General features: G+C 38.2%; 17 protein-coding genes. 13 read left to right on the top strand and 4 right to left on the bottom strand.

The window, feature by feature from the left end; translation table 11 throughout:
• Positions 1-65: 65 nt before the first annotated feature.
• The 5 genes from ACY2A0_RS00620 (at position 66) to ACY2A0_RS00600 (ending at position 6,353) form a co-directional block, all read left to right on the top strand.
• Positions 66-425 (top strand): hypothetical protein, encoded by a 360-nt coding sequence (locus tag ACY2A0_RS00620; RefSeq protein ID WP_461787705.1) that lies wholly within the window; start codon positions 66-68, stop codon positions 423-425.
• A gap of 260 nt (positions 426-685) precedes the next feature.
• Positions 686-2,122 carry a sialate O-acetylesterase gene (locus ACY2A0_RS00615; RefSeq protein WP_461787704.1) on the top strand — a complete coding sequence of 479 codons (1,437 nt, stop codon included), beginning with the start codon at positions 686-688 and terminating at the stop codon, positions 2,120-2,122.
• Positions 2,123-2,146: 24 nt separating this feature from the next.
• The gene (locus ACY2A0_RS00610; RefSeq protein ID WP_461787703.1) at positions 2,147-3,013 is read left to right on the top strand and encodes an alpha/beta hydrolase fold domain-containing protein; all 867 of its coding nucleotides are present in this window, start codon (positions 2,147-2,149) and stop codon (positions 3,011-3,013) included.
• A 29-nt stretch (positions 3,014-3,042) separates the two neighbouring features.
• Complete coding sequence (locus ACY2A0_RS00605) at positions 3,043-5,046, top strand: FG-GAP repeat domain-containing protein (protein WP_461787702.1); 2,004 nt, start codon at positions 3,043-3,045, stop codon at positions 5,044-5,046.
• Between the two features lie 5 nt (positions 5,047-5,051).
• Positions 5,052-6,353: a DUF3748 domain-containing protein gene (locus ACY2A0_RS00600; RefSeq protein WP_461787701.1), complete on the top strand. Its 1,302-nt coding sequence runs from the start codon at positions 5,052-5,054 to the stop codon at positions 6,351-6,353.
• Between the two features lie 249 nt (positions 6,354-6,602).
• Here ACY2A0_RS00600 and ACY2A0_RS00595 read toward each other — a convergent pair whose 3' ends face one another.
• Positions 6,603-7,997 carry a sigma-54-dependent transcriptional regulator gene (locus ACY2A0_RS00595; protein ID WP_461787700.1) on the bottom strand — a complete coding sequence of 465 codons (1,395 nt, stop codon included), beginning with the start codon at positions 7,995-7,997 and terminating at the stop codon, positions 6,603-6,605.
• 167 nt (positions 7,998-8,164) lie between these two features.
• Here ACY2A0_RS00595 and ACY2A0_RS00590 point away from each other — a divergent pair, with 167 nt between their 5' ends.
• Positions 8,165-8,371, top strand: a complete 207-nt coding sequence (locus tag ACY2A0_RS00590; RefSeq protein WP_461787699.1) for a hypothetical protein — start codon at positions 8,165-8,167, stop codon at positions 8,369-8,371.
• 208 nt (positions 8,372-8,579) lie between these two features.
• Here ACY2A0_RS00590 and ACY2A0_RS00585 read toward each other — a convergent pair whose 3' ends face one another.
• Positions 8,580-9,143, bottom strand: coding sequence for a hypothetical protein (locus ACY2A0_RS00585; RefSeq protein ID WP_461787698.1), 564 nt, complete (start codon positions 9,141-9,143; stop codon positions 8,580-8,582).
• Positions 9,144-9,764: 621 nt separating this feature from the next.
• Between ACY2A0_RS00585 and rpsO the strand changes: the two genes are divergently transcribed.
• From rpsO to ACY2A0_RS00555, 6 genes are all read left to right on the top strand, one after another.
• Positions 9,765-10,043, top strand: coding sequence for a 30S ribosomal protein S15 (gene rpsO, locus ACY2A0_RS00580; protein WP_113638853.1), 279 nt, complete (start codon positions 9,765-9,767; stop codon positions 10,041-10,043).
• Between the two features lie 124 nt (positions 10,044-10,167).
• The gene (gene pnp / locus ACY2A0_RS00575) at positions 10,168-12,318 is read left to right on the top strand and encodes a polyribonucleotide nucleotidyltransferase (RefSeq protein WP_461787697.1); all 2,151 of its coding nucleotides are present in this window, start codon (positions 10,168-10,170) and stop codon (positions 12,316-12,318) included.
• 240 nt (positions 12,319-12,558) lie between these two features.
• Complete coding sequence (rpe, locus tag ACY2A0_RS00570; protein WP_461787696.1) at positions 12,559-13,230, top strand: ribulose-phosphate 3-epimerase; 672 nt, start codon at positions 12,559-12,561, stop codon at positions 13,228-13,230.
• 3 nt (positions 13,231-13,233) lie between these two features.
• Positions 13,234-15,672 carry a TonB-dependent receptor gene (locus ACY2A0_RS00565; protein WP_461787695.1) on the top strand — a complete coding sequence of 813 codons (2,439 nt, stop codon included), beginning with the start codon at positions 13,234-13,236 and terminating at the stop codon, positions 15,670-15,672.
• A 152-nt stretch (positions 15,673-15,824) separates the two neighbouring features.
• On the top strand, positions 15,825-16,892 hold the full coding sequence (gene serC / locus ACY2A0_RS00560) for a 3-phosphoserine/phosphohydroxythreonine transaminase (protein ID WP_461787694.1): 1,068 nt from the start codon (positions 15,825-15,827) through the stop codon (positions 16,890-16,892).
• A complete protein-coding gene (locus ACY2A0_RS00555) occupies positions 16,892-17,842 on the top strand; it encodes a D-2-hydroxyacid dehydrogenase (protein WP_461787693.1) in 951 nt (316 codons plus the stop codon). Before serC ends, ACY2A0_RS00555 begins: the two co-directional genes overlap by 1 nt.
• Before the next feature lie 494 nt (positions 17,843-18,336).
• On the opposite strand, the gene ACY2A0_RS00550 is transcribed toward ACY2A0_RS00555, so the two are convergent.
• Together ACY2A0_RS00550 and ACY2A0_RS00545 are read right to left on the bottom strand one after the other, a co-directional pair.
• Entirely contained in the window at positions 18,337-18,885 is a 549-nt protein-coding gene (locus tag ACY2A0_RS00550; RefSeq protein WP_461787692.1) for a hypothetical protein, read from the bottom strand.
• Between the two features lie 133 nt (positions 18,886-19,018).
• Positions 19,019-19,798, bottom strand: coding sequence for an SAM hydrolase/SAM-dependent halogenase family protein (locus tag ACY2A0_RS00545; RefSeq protein WP_461787691.1), 780 nt, complete (start codon positions 19,796-19,798; stop codon positions 19,019-19,021).
• Positions 19,799-19,901: 103 nt separating this feature from the next.
• On the opposite strand from ACY2A0_RS00545, the gene ACY2A0_RS00540 reads away from it, so the two are divergent.
• Entirely contained in the window at positions 19,902-20,870 is a 969-nt protein-coding gene (locus ACY2A0_RS00540; RefSeq protein WP_461787690.1) for a PhoH family protein, read from the top strand.
• The last annotated feature ends 4 nt before the right edge of the window (positions 20,871-20,874 follow it).

Raw genomic sequence — 20,874 nt, 5'->3', positions numbered from 1 at the left:
TTTATTCTTTGCTGATTTGGAAATCTCAAAAAATGAATATATTTAGTTCATAAAATATAAACGTGATGAAAAAATTATTACTTACGCTTTTTATAGCGTGCTTTACCGTGGTGTTTGCTAATGCACAGGATGCGCCAAAAAAACCAACCTCATTTGCTTGGAATAAGGCAGCCTTAACTGAAATAGGTTGCAATGCAGACCAAATCAAAAAAATCGCTACAATTAAAAAAGATGCTACTGAAAAAAGAGAGAAAATTGAAGCGGATGCTAATTTAGACGAGAAAGCGAAAAAGACAGCAATCAAAGCCGTTGTTAAAGAAAGAAACGAAGCAATGATGGCAGAATTGAACGATGAGCAAAAGAAAAAAGTAGAAGAAATTAACGCGAAATTGAAAGAAGAGGCAAAAGCCGCAGGCAATCAATAAACTCAATAACTTTTATGAAGAGGGATGGATAGTGTTAACTGTCTGTCCCTTTTTTATTTCCCTAACTTTCGGAAGTCTCGTGTACTCTTTTAAGAAGTAATCTCAAGCATCGGGCTTGCATTTGCTAATGATGCTAATATCCTATAAAAATTGGGAAATAAAAGTAATAGCAATACCGCAACATTGCGTTAAATTAGCTGCATACTAAATGGCAAACAAGAACTTTTCTACGAACTTGCCTGCGACCAAATATATTGAAAATGAACACTAAAATCTTTTTTGGCATCTTCGCCTTGTTTGTTCTCCAGTTAAAAGTAGCTAGTGCTAAAGTAGTACTACCATCATTTTTTTCCGATGGTATGGTGTTACAACAAAATTCACAAGCCGCAATATGGGGTAACTCAGATAAAAATACAGTAACCATCACCTCATCTTGGGATAAAAAGAGCTATAAAGCTTCGGTTGCTTCTGGCAGTTGGAAGGTAAAGTTGGCTACACCTGCGGCGGGTGGCCCGTATACGATAACAATTGATGACGGAGAAAAAATTACCTTGAAAGATGTCCTTATAGGTGAAGTTTGGGTAGCTTCTGGGCAATCAAATATGGAAATGCCACTCCGCGGTTTTAAAGATCAACCAGTAGCTAATGCTGATGAAATTATCAAGAACGCTAAAAATGATAAAATACGATTGTTTTTAGGTGAAAAAGTAACTTGGTCGAGACCATTAACCGATGTGAAAGGGCATTGGAAAGCGGCAAGCCCCGAAGTGGTTACCGAATTTAGTGCAATTGCCTACGGTTTTGCTAAAAACTTGCAAGCAAAATTAAAAGTGCCTATCGGGATTATTCAAGTGGCTTGGGGCGGTACGCTGGTACAAGCTTGGATGAGCGCCAAAAGTTTAAGTCCTTACCCAGATGTTACCATACCTCAAGACAATAATGCTGCGCTAGAAAATAAAAATGTAGCTACAGGATTATTCAACGGGATGGTTAATCCTCTTTTGGGCTATCAAATTAAGGGTGTAATCTGGTATCAGGGCGAGCAAAACCGACACGAACCAGAAAATTATTTAAAGATGTTTCCAGCGATGGTGGCCGATTGGAGGCAGCGTTGGAACGTAGGAGAATTCGCTTTTTATTATGTCCAAATCGCTCCTTACATTTCCAAAACGGAGAAATTATCCAAAGCGTCTTTGGAACTGCAGCCTAAAGTTCCTTTTTTAAGGGAAGCACAATTAAAAGCGGAGAAACTCGTACCCAACTCGGGGATGGCCGTAATAATGGATGTGGGTGCACAAAACACCATTCATCCGCCAGATAAACAAACCGTAAGCGACAGACTGACAGCAATGGCTTTAAACAAAAGCTATGGGTTTAAAAATACGCCTTATCAAGGTCCGGAGTTTGTAAGCCAGACTATTAAAGGAAGCAGCGTATGGTTAAAGTTCAATCATGCAGATGGTCTTTATTTCAAAAATGGGAATAGTAGCAACTTTGAGATAGCAGGCAAAGATCAGGTGTTTTATCCCGCCACTGCTAAAATAACTAAGGATGGAATAGAGGTTAGCGCCACGCAGGTGCAAAATCCAGTTTCGGTGCGTTACGCATTTAAAGCTTGGGCAATGGGCGATTTGTTCAATAAAAATGGCTTTCCAGCTTCCTCATTTCGTACAGATAATTGGGTGATACCAATGTAATTTCCATCAATTGATTAACCACAGATGAAAATCAAAGTCATTGTCGCTGTATTGCTAATGCCATTTTTGGCAGCCGCTCAAGCTAGCAAAACTACTAAGCTCTTTCTGCCCGAAAAATACGACCATTACCTAGAACTGCCTTATAAAAAAGTTGGAAATTGGGTAGGTGTGATGGATTTATTTATTCCACAACAGTCAAGCAGATCCACTCCACTGGTAATTTTTGTACATGGTGGCGGCTGGACTCAAGGCTCAAAGGGAACGGCTAACCAATTTAAAATGTTCTTTAACGAAGGTTACGCCGTGGCTACCATCGAGTACCGTTTAGCTAAGGACGCTCTTGCACCAGCTGCCGTGGAGGATGTACGATCAGCCTTGTGTTACCTACTCAACGAAAGCAAATACCATATCGACCCCAATAAAGTGGTATTAATGGGTGGTTCCGCAGGTGGTCATTTAGCGCTATTGGCCGGTTACATGCAAAACAATAAGCAGTTTGATAAAGATTGCAGCTTTCAAAAGCCCATCAAAATTACTGCGGTAATAGATAAATTTGGTATTACTGATGTTTGGGAATACGTGCATTCTAAAAGCGGAAGTCGCAACGCCATTTGGCTTGGCGATAAGGCCGAAGATATTTCTTTCGCAAAATTATTATCTCCACTGCAATATGTCAATCAGACTACGCCGCCAACTTTTATCGTTCATGGCACAGCTGATCCATCGGTAAATTACCAGCAATCTGTTAACCTAAAAAAATTGCTTGATGAGAATGGCGTAAAGAATCAAATGATAACCATTCCGGATGGACTTCACGGTAAATTTACTTCACAACAAAACGCCGAAATTAATACAGCAATCATCAAATTTTTAAAAGAATTAGGGATTTAAATTAAATCTCAAAGAGAAATCAATACAAAATGAAACAACTATTTATACTTTTTGCATCGCTGGTGACACTTGCTATTTTTTCTTTTACCTTCAAAAGTGGGAGCGTTTTAAAGCCTGCGGATAATCCGAAATTAAAGCTACTGAAATATAATAACCCAGGTTTAATGGTTGATTTAGGGGTTGGCCTTTGGGCTTGGCCAGTTCCGGTGGATTGGGATGGTGACGGTGACATGGATCTTTTAGTTTCCTGTCCTGATAAGCCATTCAACGGCCTTTGGTTATTTGAAAATAAATCTGGAGATAAAATTCCGGTATTTGAAAAGCCAGTTAAACTTGGCCCTGCGGTAAAAAATATCCAAATTTCTTATACCAACAACGGCAAAGCACGTTATACTACGCCTGGTGTTGAATTACCTAATTTTAAAACCGACTTAGGCAAAAAGAAAGTGAAGCTATTTCCAGCTGATTCTATTCTTAAGGATTTAAAAGGTCGCAACCGTTTTAATCAATGGAAATTTGTTGATTTTGATGCTGACGGAGATGATGATATCATTGTGGGTATTGATGATTGGGGTGATTACGGTTGGGATAATGCCTACAATAAACAAGGTGTTTGGACAAACGGGCCACTTCGAGGCTTTCTATATCTAGTTGAAAATAAAAACGGCAACTATGAAAACAAAGGTAGGCTAAAGGCTGATGGAAAGGATATTGACGTGTACGGGGCACCTTCTCCAAACTTTGCTGATTTTGATGGAGACGGCGATTTAGATATCATTTGCGGTGAATTTTTAGATAAGATGACTTATTTCGAAAATATAGGAACCAAGCAAAAACCTAAATATGCTAAGGGGAGATATTTGAGCAACGAGTCGGGGGTTATCAAAATGGATTTAGAAATGATTTTGCCAACAGCAGTAGATTGGGATGGTGACGGAGATGTTGATTTGGTGGTGGGAGATGAAGATGGGAGAGTAGCGCTCATTGAAAATACAGGTAAAGTAAAAGATGGAATGCCAGTATTCAAATCGCCGTTTTACTTTAAGCAAAAGGCAGATAATGTCAAGTTTGGCGCCTTAGCAACTCCAGTAGGGGTAGATTGGGATAACGATGGTGATGAAGATATCATCGTGGGAAATTCTGCGGGCTATATCGGTTTTATTGAAAACTTGGGAATCAACAACGGTATACCAAAATGGGCGGCACCAAAATATTTAGAAAGCGACGGAAAAGTAATCCGAATTCAGGCCGGAAATAATGGCTCAATTCAAGGTCCCGCCGAAGCCAAATGGGGCTATACTACCGTTTCCGTTGCCGATTGGGATAATGATGGCTTAAAGGATGTCGTTGTCAACTCCATTTTTGGCGAAGTGCTTTGGTATAAAAATATCGGCACAGCCAAAAGTCCCAAATTAGGCAAAGCACAAAATGTGAAGGTGAAATGGCCTGCTAACGCTGTTCCGCATAAACCTTCTTGGAACTGGTGGGATCCAAAACCGCAAACATTAGTTACGCAATGGCGCACAACACCTTTTGTAATAGATTGGAATAAGGATAAACTTGCCGATATCGTAATGCTTGATACAGGCGGTTATTTAAGTTTTTTCGAAAGATATAAAGACGGAAATGAATTGTGGTTAAAGCCCGGTAAACGTATCTTTGAAGGTACAAAAGGGGCTGTATTTGATCAGAAACACACAGTTAAAGACAGCTTGCCAGGTACGCTTCAACTAAATGATGGAAAATTTGGCCAAAGCGGTCGCAGGAAGTTTACTATTGTGGATTGGGATGGCGACGGTGCCTTGGATGTGATAGTAAACAGTAAAAATGCCAGTTTCCTTAAAAATATTGGTGCCAAAAACGGAAAGTTTCAACTGAGTGATGAAAGTTATTTGGACGACTTGGTGCTCGCAGGTCATGATACCAGCCCAACCACGGTAGATTGGAATAAAGATGGAATCCCTGATTTATTAATAGGTGCCGAAGACGGACATTTTTATTATATGTTAAATCCAAAAAGCAAAAAAAAGTAAGTTTTATGTTCGATAAAGAACCTGTGCAGTTAACCTTCAGTAATTTCGGACATACCCTGAACACGGGACAAGTGTTCTCTTCGGATAACCAATGGATAGTTTTTGATACTAGAAATAATGATGGGGATATTAAAATCACGGGAAGCATTGGGCTGGTAAACACACAAACTGCAGAGGAGAAAATCATTTATACCGTTCCAAATCAAACGGTATTTGGCCCAGGTGTTGGCGCAGCAAGTTTTTCGCCGGTAGCAAACCGTGTAATTTTTATTCATGGCATTCGCAATGCAAATGAGCAAAAGCCCTATGATTTTACTCGTAGAACTGGTGTAGCAATTGATTTGGAAAATCCTCAGCAACCTATTTTTATGGATGCTAGACAGCTTGATGCGCCATTTACGCCGGGGGCTTTAAGAGGCGGTACACATGCGCATTCGTGGAGTGGAGATGGCCAAATGATCAGCTTTACGTATAACGATGAGGTGATGGCACAGTTGGCCAAAACTGACGATTCGGTAAAGGATTTACGCACTATTGGATTAATGTTTCCCAAAAAAGTAAGCGTAAATGATACTGCTAATGTAGAAAATAACCATGGTGAAATGTTTTCGATATTAGCCGCCGAGGTGGTCGAAAATCCGAAATTAGGTACTGATGAAATAGATAAGGCTTTCGATGAATGTTGGATTGGTAAAGATGGTTACGTAAAACTTGATGGAAGCAGGCAAAAAAAGGCTATTGCGTACCAAGGGAATGTGAGGGATGAAAAAGGAAATACCATTACCGAAATTTTTGTAGTTGATATTCCAGAAAATATTGCTTCGCTGGGTTTTGGAGCAGATATCGCGGGTACAACTCGCACTAGGCCTGCAGTTCCTAGTGAGTTGAAGCAGCGCCGTATTACCTTTTCCAAAAAGGGTGTTCAAGGTCCCAGACATTGGTTAAGGAGCAGTCCCGATGGTGCGTTGATTTTCTTTTTAGCGGAAGATGATAAGGGTTTAGCCCAAGTGTTTTCTGCATCGCCAAATGGAGGCGAAGTAAGTCAAGTTACAAACAATGCTTTTTCTGTCGCTAGTCCTATCAATATCAGCCCTAATGGTTTGTTCGTTTCTTACATTGCTGATCAAAGTGTGTTCATTACTGCGATAGCTACCGGAAAATCCATGAGATTAACACCGCAGTACGAAGCTCCGGAGCAACTCAATGGCGCTGTCGTCTGGTCAAATGACAGCAGTTCAGTCGCTTTTAATAGATACGTACAATCGGATAATGGAGTTTTTTTACAGATTTTCCTAATAGAGATTTAATCAGAGCAAATTATCAATCTAATTGGCTTTTTTGTAGATATTCTTTGTAAGTGGCGGAGTAGTTTACGAAACCTTTTTAGATTAGCCGCTGCTTCAATGGCTCCGTTACTTGCAAGGAAAAAACAGCTGATGATCAATTGAAAAATCCACAGAGCAGTTAGTTATTTAACTCAATGTGATTTTCTGACTTAAAAAAAAGAGTTGGGTTTTCAGGCTCAACTCTTTTCCGTTATTACAATGTTAATATCGCTACTCTGCTCTCTTCAAGCCAAATTTTTCAATTTTACTGTAAAGGTGACTTCTTTGTATGTCAATATCGTCTGCAGTTTTAGAAACGTTCCAATTGTTTTTCTCCAATTTAAACTTTATGAATTCCTTTTCAGCAAAGTCTTTATACTCTTGGAAGTTGTTGAAGCTATCGTAGTTAAAGCTTCCGCCTTGTCCAGTAGAGCCGCTTGAGGTACCGGCGCCAACATTGGTGCCGCCACCCGGATTAGCAAAGGCAACCACGTCTTGTTCGGTAATAGTTTTATCACTTAAGATGATTAGACGCTCAATCATATTGCGTAGCTCACGTACGTTACCAGTCCATGGTAAGCGTTTTAGCGCTTCCATTGCACCATCTGTAATTTTTTTGGTAGGCATGCCGTACTCGCCACAAATTTCTTCTAAAAAGCTTTGTGCAATCACCGGAATATCGTCTGTGCGCTCAGTTAAATGCGGCACATGAATGTTGATTACGTTCAAACGGTGGTACAAGTCCATCCTAAAATTGCCGTCTTCAATTTCTTTTAGCAGATCTTTATTGGTTGCCGCTACGATCCTTACGTTTACATCAATTTCTTTCTCGCCACCAACTCTGGTAATTTTGTGCTCTTGTAAGGCACGTAGTACTTTCGCCTGTGCCGACATGCTCATGTCGCCAATTTCATCCAAAAACAACGTACCACCGTTGGCCAACTCAAACTTCCCAATACGTTGCTTTACAGCCGATGTAAATGAGCCTTTTTCATGCCCAAACAATTCACTTTCTATCAATTCGGATGGAATTGCAGCGCAGTTTACTTCAATTAACTGACCGTCTGAACGATTTGATTTTTCGTGCAACCATCGAGCTACTAATTCTTTACCGCTACCATTAGCTCCGGTAATTAATACTCTGGCTTCGGTTGGAGCAACCCTGTCTATAGTTTCTTTGATTTTTCCAATTGTATCTGAATTACCAAGGATGTCACGGGTTTTACTAACTTTTCGCTTTAATACTTTGGTTTCCGTTACTAGGGAACCGCGGTCTAAACCGTTACGTACGGTAATTAAAAGTCGGTTTAAATCAGGTGGTTTAGAAATGAAATCGAACGCACCTTTTTTACTAGCTTCAACGGCTGTTTCCACAGTGCCGTGTCCAGAAATCATGATGAAAGGAAGGTCGGGTTTAATGCCCAATGCTGTTTCCAACACTTCCATACCATCCATTTTATTCATCTTAATGTCGCAAAGAACCAAATTATAATCGTTCTTTTTGATCATCTCTAATCCGTCGATGCCATTGTCTACATCATCAACTTCGTAGTTCTCGTATTCTAATATTTCTCTAAGCGTGCTGCGTATCGCTCGTTCGTCATCAATGATTAGTAGTTTTGCCATAGAGGTTTTTAGCTATTTTTCTTATGCGAAGATATTATTTTTTCTGAAATGTATAGTTTTTTGTACAATTTGCTTTTATAACCCTGAGATGCAAAAGTTGTTTGATTTTTTTATGCTCAAAACGGTTAGCACTTTTAATTCAGTAAGTATTTTCGTATTTTTGACTAATGGGCAGATTAAAAATATACGATATCAGTATTCCTCGTGAGAGCATACTCGCCGAGCGAGAGTCGTTGTATTTGAGGAAATCTGCAGAGCAAAAAATATTTACCTTGTTGCAACTGAACCGTACTGCTGTGCAGCTTAATGGAGGTAAGCCATTAAAACAACCACAGGGTAAAGGTCTTCTTATCCGTAAACCAAGCCATAGCTAATTTATGTCTTTCGACAAGGAAAGTGCTGAAATGCTGCAATTGTTAAGTGTCTTTCAAAAACACAGCAAGCAATATATTCGGATTTGTAATCCGTATTTAAAATTCAACTTCTAAATCTGGAATGCACAGTGGCGGATTTAAATCTGCGGATATAGGTTCCGGATTGCAAATCAGGAACAGCGAAGATAGATGCAGTTGTAAGGTGTTGCTAATTGATTTCTACAGGTTCTAATTTTTTATTACTTACAAATTTCCATTGCTGACCATAAAGCGATTTGTACCTCACCATAATGCTAACATCGGCTTCATCCAAAATTGGACCTAAAACATTATCATCTATTTTGACGATGGAAAGTTTTTCTCCCACTGGAATGATTTGGTTGATCCATAAATTGCTGAGTGTGATGACTTTTGTTGAATCTAATTTATTGTCTGTTTTGATCTTTTTTATAATTTGAGCAATGTTTTTGTAAGGTTTCGATTGATAGTAATAGTTGTAGTCTGTAATAATTGCCGGACCTAAACCTTGGTTACTGATCAGCAACTCATATTGGTAAGATAAACTAGTTGAACTATTATTATTGGAAAAGCTATTGGAGAAACTCATTAACATAGGTTTTACCGAAGCATATTGCTGAGTTCGTTGTAGCTTTGTTTGGTAAAGCGTAATTATTATGGCGCAAATACTGGTGATGATTGCACATAGTCCAACTAGCGTATCTAACGTTATTTTACTTTTTTTAGATCGCTTTTGGTCATGGTTTTCTGGCATCGGAATGATTTTAAAATAAACGTTACGCTAAAATAGGAAAATTATCGGGTTGTTTTTTGATGTTTAAACTTCAAACCAAACTTCTGAAGTTCTACTGCTTGTGTTGGGTGTCATCACCCAACTTATCATTTTCAAATACCGAAGGGTGAGTACACCCGCCGATAAACTAAAGATTGCGGATTGTAAATCCGGAACAGCAAAGCCAATCTTTTTGTACATTAAGCTTTGACAAACCTCTAGCAAATTCGATATAGGTTTGTCAAAGTTTGTGCATAGTACTAATTGATGTTAATTAAACCTGATAGTAGTGGAAATACTTTTTGTTGGTGTCATACTGAGCCTGTCGAAGGATTGCTGTTTAATAGATGCTTCGATAAATTCAGCATGACAATGATGAAAGGCAGTTCCAACAAAAAGATTGTAACGGATAGCAGGGCTGAAGCATCCAAGAACCAATGCCATTGATTTTCAAAAAAACAATTAAAAAATTCAGCAGTTCAAATAGTTAGCCGATCGAAACAATTTGACAATTAATCAATTCAACAATTTCAGTAATCAGAAAAATACCTTATCTTTGCAGGCAATTAATTAATTTAAATTCACTTTAATATTATTCAAGTAATGTATTTAAGTCCAGAAAAGAAAGCCGAAATCTTTAATCAACACGGCGGAGCAGCATCTAATACAGGTTCTGCAGAAGGTCAAGTAGCTTTATTTACTTATCGTATTGCCCACTTAACAGAGCATTTGAAAAAAAATCGTAAAGATTTTTCTACTCAATTAGCACTACAAAAATTAGTAGGTAAGCGTCGTGGTATTTTAGCTTATCTTTACAAAAAAGATATTGAGCGTTACCGTGCTATCATCAAAGCTTTATCGCTAAGAGATATCATTAAATAAGAGCTTTTATCAATAAAGCCATCCAATTGCGGGTGGCTTTTTTGCTTTGCAAACAAAAGAACGTATAAACGTATATATAAACACCGGTGTGCAAAAAGAGGAAACACACCATAATTTTTTTTAAATGAATGTAATAAAAAAATCGTTCGATTTGGGCGATGGAAGAATTGTTGAAATTGAAACAGGCAAATTAGCAAAACAGGCTGATGGTGCTGTGGTAGTAAAAATGGGCGATACCATGTTGTTAGCAACGGTTGTGTCAACTGTTGGTGCTAAACCAGGTACTGATTTCTTACCTTTATCGGTAGATTATCAAGAGAAATATGCGGCTACTGGTCGTATTCCAGGTGGTTTCTTACGTCGTGAGGCAAAATTGTCTGACTACGAAGTACTAATTTCTCGTTTAGTAGATAGAGCTTTACGTCCGTTATTTCCTGATGATTACCATGCTGACACGCAGGTAATGATCTCGTTAATTTCGGCAGATAAAAATATAATGCCAGATTGTTTGGCAGGTTTAGCAGCTTCTGCGGCTTTAGCAGTGTCTGATATTCCTTTCAATGGTCCTATTTCTGAAGTTCGTGTAGCAAAAATTGACGGTAAGTTGGTAATTAACCCTTACTTAAGCGATTTAGAAAGAGCTACTTTAGAATTCGTGGTGGCTGGTTCTGCTAACGATATCGTGATGGTAGAAGGTGAAGCAGATGAAATCCAAGAAGAAGAAATGGTAGAAGCTTTGAAATTTGCTCATGAGGCAATCAAAGTTCAATGTGCCGTTCAGTTGGAGTTAACTGAAGCTACTGGCAAAACAGTTAAGCGTGAATACAACCACGAAGATCATGATGAGGCTTTAAAAGAAAGAATCTATGCTGAAACTTACGACAGAGTTTACGCTATTGCAAAATCTGGTTTAGGTAAAGATGAGCGTTCTGAAGGATTTACTGCCATCATCAACGAAATTTTAGATGCTTTCCCTGAAGATACTGCAGATTTAACTAAAGCTTTGGCTAAACATTATTTCCATGATGTGCAGTACGATGCAGTACGTAACTTGTTGTTAAATGAAGGCATCCGTTTAGATGGTCGTACAACTACACAAATCCGTCCAATTTGGAGTGAAGTTGGTTATTTGCCAGCAGCTCACGGTTCGGCGGTATTTACCCGTGGCGAAACTCAATCATTAACATCGGTTACTTTAGGTAGCAAAGATGATGAACAGATGATTGATGGTGCTTTCATCAACGGTTATAACAAATTCTTGTTGCACTACAATTTCCCTGGTTTCTCCACTGGCGAGGTTCGTCCTAACAGAGGTGTTGGTCGTAGGGAAGTAGGTCACGGTAACTTGGCTATGCGTTCATTGAAGAAAGTATTGCCTACAGGAGCTGAAAATCCTTACACTATCCGTATTGTATCTGATATTTTAGAATCTAACGGTTCTTCATCAATGGCAACCGTTTGTGCGGGTACTTTAGCATTAATGGATGCTGGTATCAAAATCAAATCTCCAGTATCGGGTATTGCAATGGGTTTAATTACCGATGAGAAAACTGGAAAATATGCCGTTTTATCAGATATTTTAGGTGACGAAGATCACTTAGGTGACATGGACTTTAAAGTTACTGGTACTAAAAATGGTATCGTAGCTTGTCAAATGGACCTGAAAATCAATGGTCTTTCTTACGAAGTATTAACCAAAGCATTGTTACAAGCGAAAGATGGTCGTTTACACATTTTAGGTGAAATGAACAAAACTATCGCTGAGCCTGCTGCTGACATGAAACCACATGCGCCTCGTATCGTTTCATTAACTATCGATAAAGAATTTATCGGTGCAGTAATTGGCCCGGGTGGTAAAATTATTCAAGAAATGCAACGCGAAACTGGCGCAACTATCTCTATTGAAGAGGTGGATAACAAAGGTATCGTAGAAGTTTTTGCTGATAATAAAGCTTCAATTGATGCAGCTGTTGCTCGTATCCGTGCCATTGCCGCTAAACCAGAAATTGGTGAGGTTTATACTGGTAAAGTGAAATCTATCATGCCATTTGGTGCATTTGTAGAAATTATGCCAGGTAAAGATGGTTTGTTGCACATTTCTGAGATTGATTGGAAACGTTTAGAAACTATGGATGGCGTATTGAAAGAAGGCGAAATCATTGAAGTGAAATTGTTGGATATCGATAAGCAAGGTAAAATGAAACTTTCTCGTAAAGTATTGTTGCCTCGCCCTTCAAAACCTGAAAGTGCTGCTCCAGCTGCGCCACAAGGATAGTATTAGTCAGAAAGTCCGTAAGTCGGAAAAGAGAATAATAGCAAACCCTTTCAGTTTTACTGGAAGGGTTTTTTGTTGGTTAATTTTTCGGAGTTGTTTTGTATCTTGCATGGATTGCTTTGTTTTCGTAATAACGTAAATAGTCCGTCATTGCGAGGAGGTACGATGAAGCAATCTTAAAGCGATATAATTTTATAAAGATTGCCTCGTGCCTTGCAACGATGAGAAATAAATAAACCAATGAAACACTTAATAGCCCCATCCATATTATCAGCAGATTTTGCCAATTTACAACGTGATGTAGAAATGATTAACGAAAGTGAAGCTGATTGGTTTCATGTTGATGTAATGGATGGTGTTTTTGTACCCAATATTTCTTTCGGGTTCCCAGTAATTACAGCAGCTAAAAAACACGCTAAAAAGCCATTTGATGTGCATTTGATGATTGTTGATCCGGACAGATATATTGCCGATTTTGCAAAAGCTGGGGCGGATGTTATTACCGTTCACTACGAAGCTTGTACACATTTGCATCGTACTATCCAGTTGATCAAATCAGTAGGATGTAAGGCTGGTGTAGCTTTAAATCCACACACGCCTGTACAATTATTAAAAGATATTTTGCAGGATATTGATTTGGCGTTGGTGATGTCGGTAAATCCAGGTTTTGGCGGCCAGCAATTTATTCCGCAGACGTTAAATAAAGTGGCTGAATTGAAGAAAATGTCATTGCAGCTCAATCCTAATTTATACATAGAAGTTGACGGTGGAGTAGGCATTCAAAATATTGCATCTTTAATTGAAGCGGGTGCTAATGTTTTTGTAGCTGGTAATGCAGTTTTTGCGGCGCCAAATCCTACTCAAATGATTGCTGAATTAAAAGACGTTCAAATCAACACGCAAAGCATCTAAATAATGTCCAAAAAGCTATTTCTTTTGTTATTGCCAATTTTTGTTGGCTTAACTGCTTGGTCGCAACAACCTTTAGCCAAGGTTGCTGGTATTGTGTATAACGAAAAAAATGAACCGTTATCCAAAGTTACAGTCAGTTTGGTTGGTTTGGCGGCAACAACAACTACCGATAGCCAAGGGAAATACAGCATCGAGTCCAGATTATCAAACTTTAGCTTGCGTTTTAAACTTGTCGGTTACAAAACAGAAACGGTAGCATTAACAGTGGCTAAAGGTACGGAGCTGGTTAAAAATATCGTCTTAAGGCCAGATGTTAAAGAACTTAAAACCGTAAAGGTCACGGATAAAAAAAGCCAATTAAGTAATGCGCAAGATGTCAATATATTAGATATTGCGAGTTTGCCAACTGTTTCTATGAACTTTGAGGCAATACTTAAAACTTTGCCTGGAGTTTCTACCAATAACGAGTTAAGTTCACAGTACAGCGTACGCGGCGGTAACTTCGACGAAAATCTTATCTATGTTAATGATGTAGAAATTAATCGGCCAATTTTAATCAGAAATGGACAACAGGAAGGCTTAAGTTTTATTAACCCAGATTTTGTGACGAGAGCTCGTTTCTCCGCCGGAGGTTTTAATGCCCGTTATAATGATAAGTTATCTTCGGTGTTAGATGTGAGATATGATAAACCTGATAGTAATCAGTATATACTAACTGCTGGATTAATGGGGTTGTCTGCAACCGCTAAAACTACTTTTAAAAACAGCCATTTGTTATTCGGTTTCAGGAGAAAAGATAATAGCAATATACTCTCAACCCAAGATGTAAAAGGAAGTTACAGGCCGAGCTTCAATGATTTGCAAGCGCTTTATCAATATAATTTCAATAAAAAATTTAGTATAAATACTTTGTTGAATTTTAATTCTGGCAGTTTTAGGCTCGTACCAGAAAGTAGAGAAACACAATTTGGTACTATAAATGCGCCAATACGTTTAAAGGTTGATTATGAAGGACAAGAAGTAGATGACTACCATACTTACGGTGGTGCAGTAACGGGAGTGTTCAATCCAAAGAGCAATATCTCCATCAAGTGGATTAATAGCTATTTTGAAATTATTGAAAGAGAGCGGTTTGATATTGATGGAAACTATGTTTTTGAAGAAATCGACAATGGTTATTCAAACGGACAGTTCGGACCAGTGCGGAAAAACAGAGGATTGGGAAGTTATTACAGTTATGGACGCAACAGTCTAAACTCCAGCTTTGCAAGTAGTGAATTTAAAATAGAACAAAGCGCCGGAAAACATGATTTGACTTATGGGTTGAGATTTGAACAAGCCAAGTATGTTGATAAACTTAACGAATACAACTACATTGATTCTGCAGGCTATGTTTTGCCTTCTAATACTAATTCTTTCACTTTTGAAGATGCCATTTTCGCTAATAATTTATTAAAAATAAATACCATTTCTGCTTACTTACAAGATAGTTATGCTGTTTCTAGCAAAGCTGACTTACTAGTTGGAGCCAGAGTTAATTATAACGATTTAAGTAAGGAATTGTTAATAAGTCCACGGGTATTATTACTTTATAGACCAAAAGAATTCCAACTTTTGCGTTTTACCGCAGGCGTTTACCAACAACCGCCTAGTTATCGAAGTATCAGAGATTTGGATGGTACTTTGTTTTTAGATCAGAAGGCTCAGCGCTCTTATAATATTTCGGCTGGTTATGATTTTGCTTTTACAGGATTGGGAACTCGCTTAAAATTTACCTCAGAAATTTATTACAAATATGCTGATAGGATGGTGCCATATACGATCGATAATGTTCGTGTTAAATATCTGGCGGGCCAAACCGCTAAAGGTAGAACTTATGGAGCGGATTTTTCTATAGGGGGAGAGTTGGTGAAAGATTTAATGTCATTCTTTAGGATTTCTGTGTTGAGTGCCGATCAGGATATTATCGGCGACAGCTATATAAAAAAGGGTGCCAATGGGCAAAATCAAACTATTTACCCGGGTTATTTACGTCGCCCTACCGACCAGAGGGTCAATTTTTCGATGTTTTTTCAAGATAGATTATTCAAAAGCCCTACCTACAAAGTACATTTAAATTTACTTTACGGTGCCAAAATGCCTGTGGGTTCTCCATTTGTTAGTACTTATACAGATGATTTTAGCATACCTGCCTACAGAAGGGTAGATATAGGATTTTCTAACGATCTGCTCGATGCCCAAGCAAAATGGAAACCACGGTTTTTAAGTAGATATTTTAGTTCGCTAATTACTTATGCTGAAGTATTTAATTTGTTGAATATCAATAATACAGTTTCGTATTTATGGTTGAAAGATGTAAGTAACGTGAGTTATGGAATACCCAACTATTTAACGGGCCGTCAGGTTAATTTTAAGTTGATATTTAAGTTCAAAACTAAATAGTACTAGGTTAAATTTACATCGTAAACGGTTAAAATACCAAATCTCTATTTTTAATTTTTCTCAAGTGATTGTCATGTTGGTTATTTGGTTGATAAAAAAACTAAATAATTAATATCAAAGTGTTAATTTTACGGCAATCAAAAAAAATAAAAATGAGACATAATTTTGGAGCTGGTCCTTGTATTTTACCGCAAGAAGTTTTTAAACAAGCTTCTGCTGCAGTACTTGATTTTAAAGACGGTTTATCAATTCTAGAAATCTCGCATCGTTCACCTGAATTTGATGGCGTAGTGGAAGAAACAGTGAGATTGGTAAAAGAACTTTTAAATGTACCTTCCGGATATTCCGTGCTGTTATTGCAAGGAGGAGCAAGCCTACAATTTTCAATGGTTCCTATGAATTTATTGCCTGATGGGGGAACTGCTGCTTACCTAGATTCGGGCGTATGGGCAAGCAAAGCGATTAAAGAAGTTAAATTCTTTGGTAAAGCTAATGTTGTAGCATCCTCAAAAGACTCCAATTATTCCTTCATTCCAAAAGATTTTGAAGTTCCTGCGGATAGTGCTTATTTCCACTATACGTCAAACAACACGATTTACGGTACCGAGCTTTTTGAACTTCCAGAAGTTAGCGTGCCGGTAGTTTGCGATATGTCATCTGATATTATGAGTAGGGTAATTGATGTATCTAAATATGATTTGATTTACGCCGGAGCGCAAAAAAATATTGGTCCTGCAGGTTTAACCGTAGTAATCATCAAGGATGAAATTTTAGGTAAAACCGGTCGTGCAATCCCATCAATGTTAGACTACAAATCGCACATCGACGGTGGTTCAATGTACAATACGCCGCCAGTATTTTCTATCTATACGGCAATGCTAAACCTTCGTTGGCTAAAGTCAAAAGGTGGCGTGGCCGAGATGGAAAAAGAAAACATTGCCAAAGCAAAGGCACTTTATGCTGAAATCGACAGAAATACCTTATTTAAAGGAACCTGTGCGGTGGAAGACCGTTCACGCATGAACGTTTGTTTCGTAATGGAAGATCCAGAATTGGAAAAACCATTTGCAAAATTTGCTGACGAGAATGGCTTTGAGGGCTTAAAAGGCCATAGAAGTGTAGGTGGTTTTAGGGCATCAATGTACAACGCCTTGCCTATTACTAGCGTACATGCGCTAATTGAATTAATGCAAAGTTTCGAAGAAAAATATAAAAAATAATGGCTAGAATACTTGCCAATGATGGCATAGATCCAATAGGAAAAAAATTATTAGAAGATGCTGGACACACTGTTGAGACGCAGACTGTGCCTCAGGATCAGTTAGTGGAAGCGCTTCAGAATTACGATGGCTTAACCGTAAGAAGTGCTACTAAGGTTAGAAAGGATTTAATCGACGCTTGTCCAAATTTGAGTTTGATTGGTAGGGGTGGTGTTGGTATGGACAATATTGATGTGGACTACGCTAGATCGAAAGGCATTGCGGTGGTAAATACGCCTGCTGCTTCTTCATTGTCGGTTGCTGAGTTGGTGTTTGCTCATTTGTTTACGGGTGTACGTTTCTTACAAGATGCTAATCGCAAAATGCCAGTTGAAGGTAATACCAAGTTCAACGATTTGAAAAAGGCTTATGCTAAAGGTATTGAACTACGTGGTAAAACTATCGGTATTATCGGTTTCGGACGTATCGGTAGAGAAACTGCTGCAGTAGCTTTAGGTTTGGGAATGAATGTTTTAGCTTACGATTTATATCCTTTTAGCGGAAACATTACCTTGAACTTAACATTAGGTATTAAGGTAGATATTCCGGTAAACACCGTGTCGTTGGAAGAAGTGATTGCTAATAGTGATTTTATCTCTTTACATACGCCATTTGCTGACAAACCGATTTTAGGAGCGGAGGAATTTGCGGCAATGAAAAAAGGAGTAGGCATTGTGAACTGTTCACGTGGTGGCACTATTGATGAAGCTGCTTTGATTCAAGCGTTAGATGCAGGCAAAGTTGCTTTTGCAGGTTTAGATGTTTTTGACAACGAACCTACACCATCAGCTGACATTTTAGCGCATCCTAAAATTTCATTAACACCGCATATCGGAGCTTCAACTAATGAGGCTCAGGAACGCATCGGTACGGAACTGGCTAATTTGATTATCGATCATTTTAAAGGTTAGACACTTAAATGTGCTATTATAGAGAAGCTCGTGGATAAGACCACGAGCTTTTGTTTTTTAAGTACTTTTATTACTCGCTCTCCCGTCATTGCGAGGCCCCTGCATTCGGACTAGATTTTTTTTCGTCATTGCGAAGCACGACGTTCAACTAGGATGTTAACGGTTAGTTTATAAAGCGCTCTTTCGTCATTGCGAGGCACGAAGCAATCTCATGCATTAGGAATTGAATCATTAATAAGATTGCTTCGTTCCTCGCAATGACGTGTTGAATTAAGACGGTTCAATTGCGGCTTTAAAGCGTCGCCATAAATTTATTTCAGGTTCAGCTAGCGGAAAAAACTAAAACTCACTTCATCGAGTTCGTAAGCGCCCAATATCTAAAACCTAAAATCGCTTTCTGTAAAGTGCTCAACTTCATGGGGTCTTTTTTATAAAGAGATGGCAATAACAAATTGTTTAGCTTAACTAAGCCCTTAAAAAATGTCTTTTTCATGTTATAAAACTTTTATTCCAGCTTGCGGCTTTTGTGAATTGATGGATTTGTTCTTTCGGTAAATTATGAAAATACAAACTGCTAAAGCAATAACAAATACCAGTAACAATAGTTGAAGTCTATCAGTGCTTTTATCGATTTTTTGATTATAAGCCAGCAGCTCTTCGTTTTTTACCTGTAAATCTCTGATCGTTTTTTTATAGCTATCTATCCTCAACTGATTATGATCCACGTTGGATTTTACTTCCTGAAATTGAAGGTCTTTATAGTCTAACAATACTTTTAGTTCAGTGAAGATATTATTGTCGTTAATGGCAATTTGTCGTAAAATTTCGTTGGAATTTTTAATGTCTCTTTTAGTTTGAAAGCCGAATATCCCAGTTCTTGCATTTAAACTTTCTTCATATTGTCCAAACTTGGCGCTGCGTTCAGCTAAAAGAGTGTTGATTTTATTTCTTTGAAGTTCATAGGCAGAGCTGCTATCTTGTGCAAAAGTGGCATTGGTTAGGCTTGCTATGGAGAGTAAAAATATAATGGCTTTTTTCATCATCGTAATTGTGTTTGATGAAAGTGTAGCAAAGTTTATGCCTGTAAAGTTGCGACAGATGCGCAGATTGATTTGTTGATAAGAAAGATTAGCGATACTTTCTTGCCAAGGTAATTGATGTATCTGAAGCTAGATATTAAGGATGGAATTCAACCCTAACAATATCATTCAAGTGTAGTCCTAATAGGCCGCTTGCCTTTCCTTTGTTGATAGCGATTTCAAGGTGATTGCTTATGCCGAACAAACACAGTTTTTCTCCTTCAGGAACTTCATTATAATGCCAACTAAGCTGTGTAATGGTTTCACTTTTTCTGAAGTACAACGTGAAATCTCTATTTCGTTGAATTTTAGTGAACAAATCTTTGGTGATATTGGTAATTACGTTACTGAAGGTATCGATGAAAATAACACTTCCTCGGATGATGTCGCGTTCAATCACCGGATGCAGCAGCATTCTTTGCTCAATATCATCAGCGGCAATACCTACATCTTTCAACTTGCCACCTTTAGCTAAATTTACAGCAGCTTTAACTAAAATATCAACCAATGGGAAATGTAGAAATTTCAAATCTTGCATGATATTCAATTCTACAAGCTCATCGGGTATATCATCAAAAAGTAATGAGAAAATGCCGTTGTCTGCTCCAACAAAATAATGATCTCTATAGCGCAAAGCCATATACTTAGTGTTCTCGTTGAAAACAGAATCTATTCCAATAAGGTGTACCGTATTTTTAGGAAAATAAGTGTAAGCGTTTTTAAGTACAAAAGCTGCATATGAAATATTGAAGGCTGGAACTTCATGGGTTACATCAACAATATTAACGTTGGGCATCAGGCTCAGGATACTGCCTTTTAAAGCAGCCTGATAGAAATCCTTCGAGCCCAAATCTGTCGTTAATGTGATGATTGCCATTAAAAATTCAATATTTATGCTTATTCTTGCGTATAGGCAAATTGCCTACAAATATTCAAATTTAAATCGAATTACACAGGGCATAGGTTAAAAAAACAATATTTTGAACGAAATAAAACTAATATTAGAAACAAGCGATCAAATTCAATTTTGGGGCGCTAACAACGAGCATTACGAGTTGATTAAAGCTGCTTTTCCTAAGCTTAAAATTGTGGCAAGGGGCAATGAAGTGAAGGCTTTAGGTGATGAGGCTGAACTTAAAAATTTTGAAAATAAGATTAACAGCCTAGTAGCTCATTTGGATAAGTTTGGTACACTCACAAGTAATGATGTAGATGCAATTTTAGGTGCTAGAAAAAATGTTTCGAGTACACCTGCGGAGGAAAGCTCATCGGCTACACCTATAAGTAGTGGAGAAGTGATTGTATATGGCAACCATGGTTTGATGGTAAAGGCACGTACCGCTAACCAACGTAAAATGGTAGATAGCATCAATAAAAACGATGTGCTTTTTGCTATCGGTCCGGCAGGTACCGGAAAGACTTATACTGCCGTAGCGCTAGCGGTTAGAGCATTGAAAAATAAGGAAATCAAACGCATTATCTTGACTAGACCGGCGGTAGAAGCGGGAGAGAGTTTAGGTTTCTTGCCAGGTGATCTAAAGGAAAAGGTAGATCCTTATTTACGTCCTTTATATGATGCTTTGGATGATATGATCCCTGCTGAGAAACTGAAAGTTTATTTAGAAAATAGGACAATTGAAGTGGCTCCTTTGGCGTTTATGCGTGGCCGTACTTTGGATAATTGCTTTGTAATTTTGGATGAGGCACAAAACTCTACCGATTTGCAGTTGAAGATGTTTTTGACGCGTATGGGGCCTACCGCTAAATTTATAGTTACGGGTGATGTTACGCAGATAGATTTACCTAAAAAGGCACAATCTGGCTTACAGAATGCCCTACGCATTTTAGGAGATATTAAAGGTATTGATATTATTTACTTGAGTGGCGAAGATGTGGTGCGCCACAAATTGGTTAAACAGATCTTAAAAGCTTACGGCGATATTCAGTAAGAGG

Source organism: Pedobacter sp., assembly GCF_965249885.1.
GTDB lineage: Bacteria > Bacteroidota > Bacteroidia > Sphingobacteriales > Sphingobacteriaceae > Pedobacter.
This window is presented reverse-complemented; position numbering and strand designations above follow the sequence as displayed.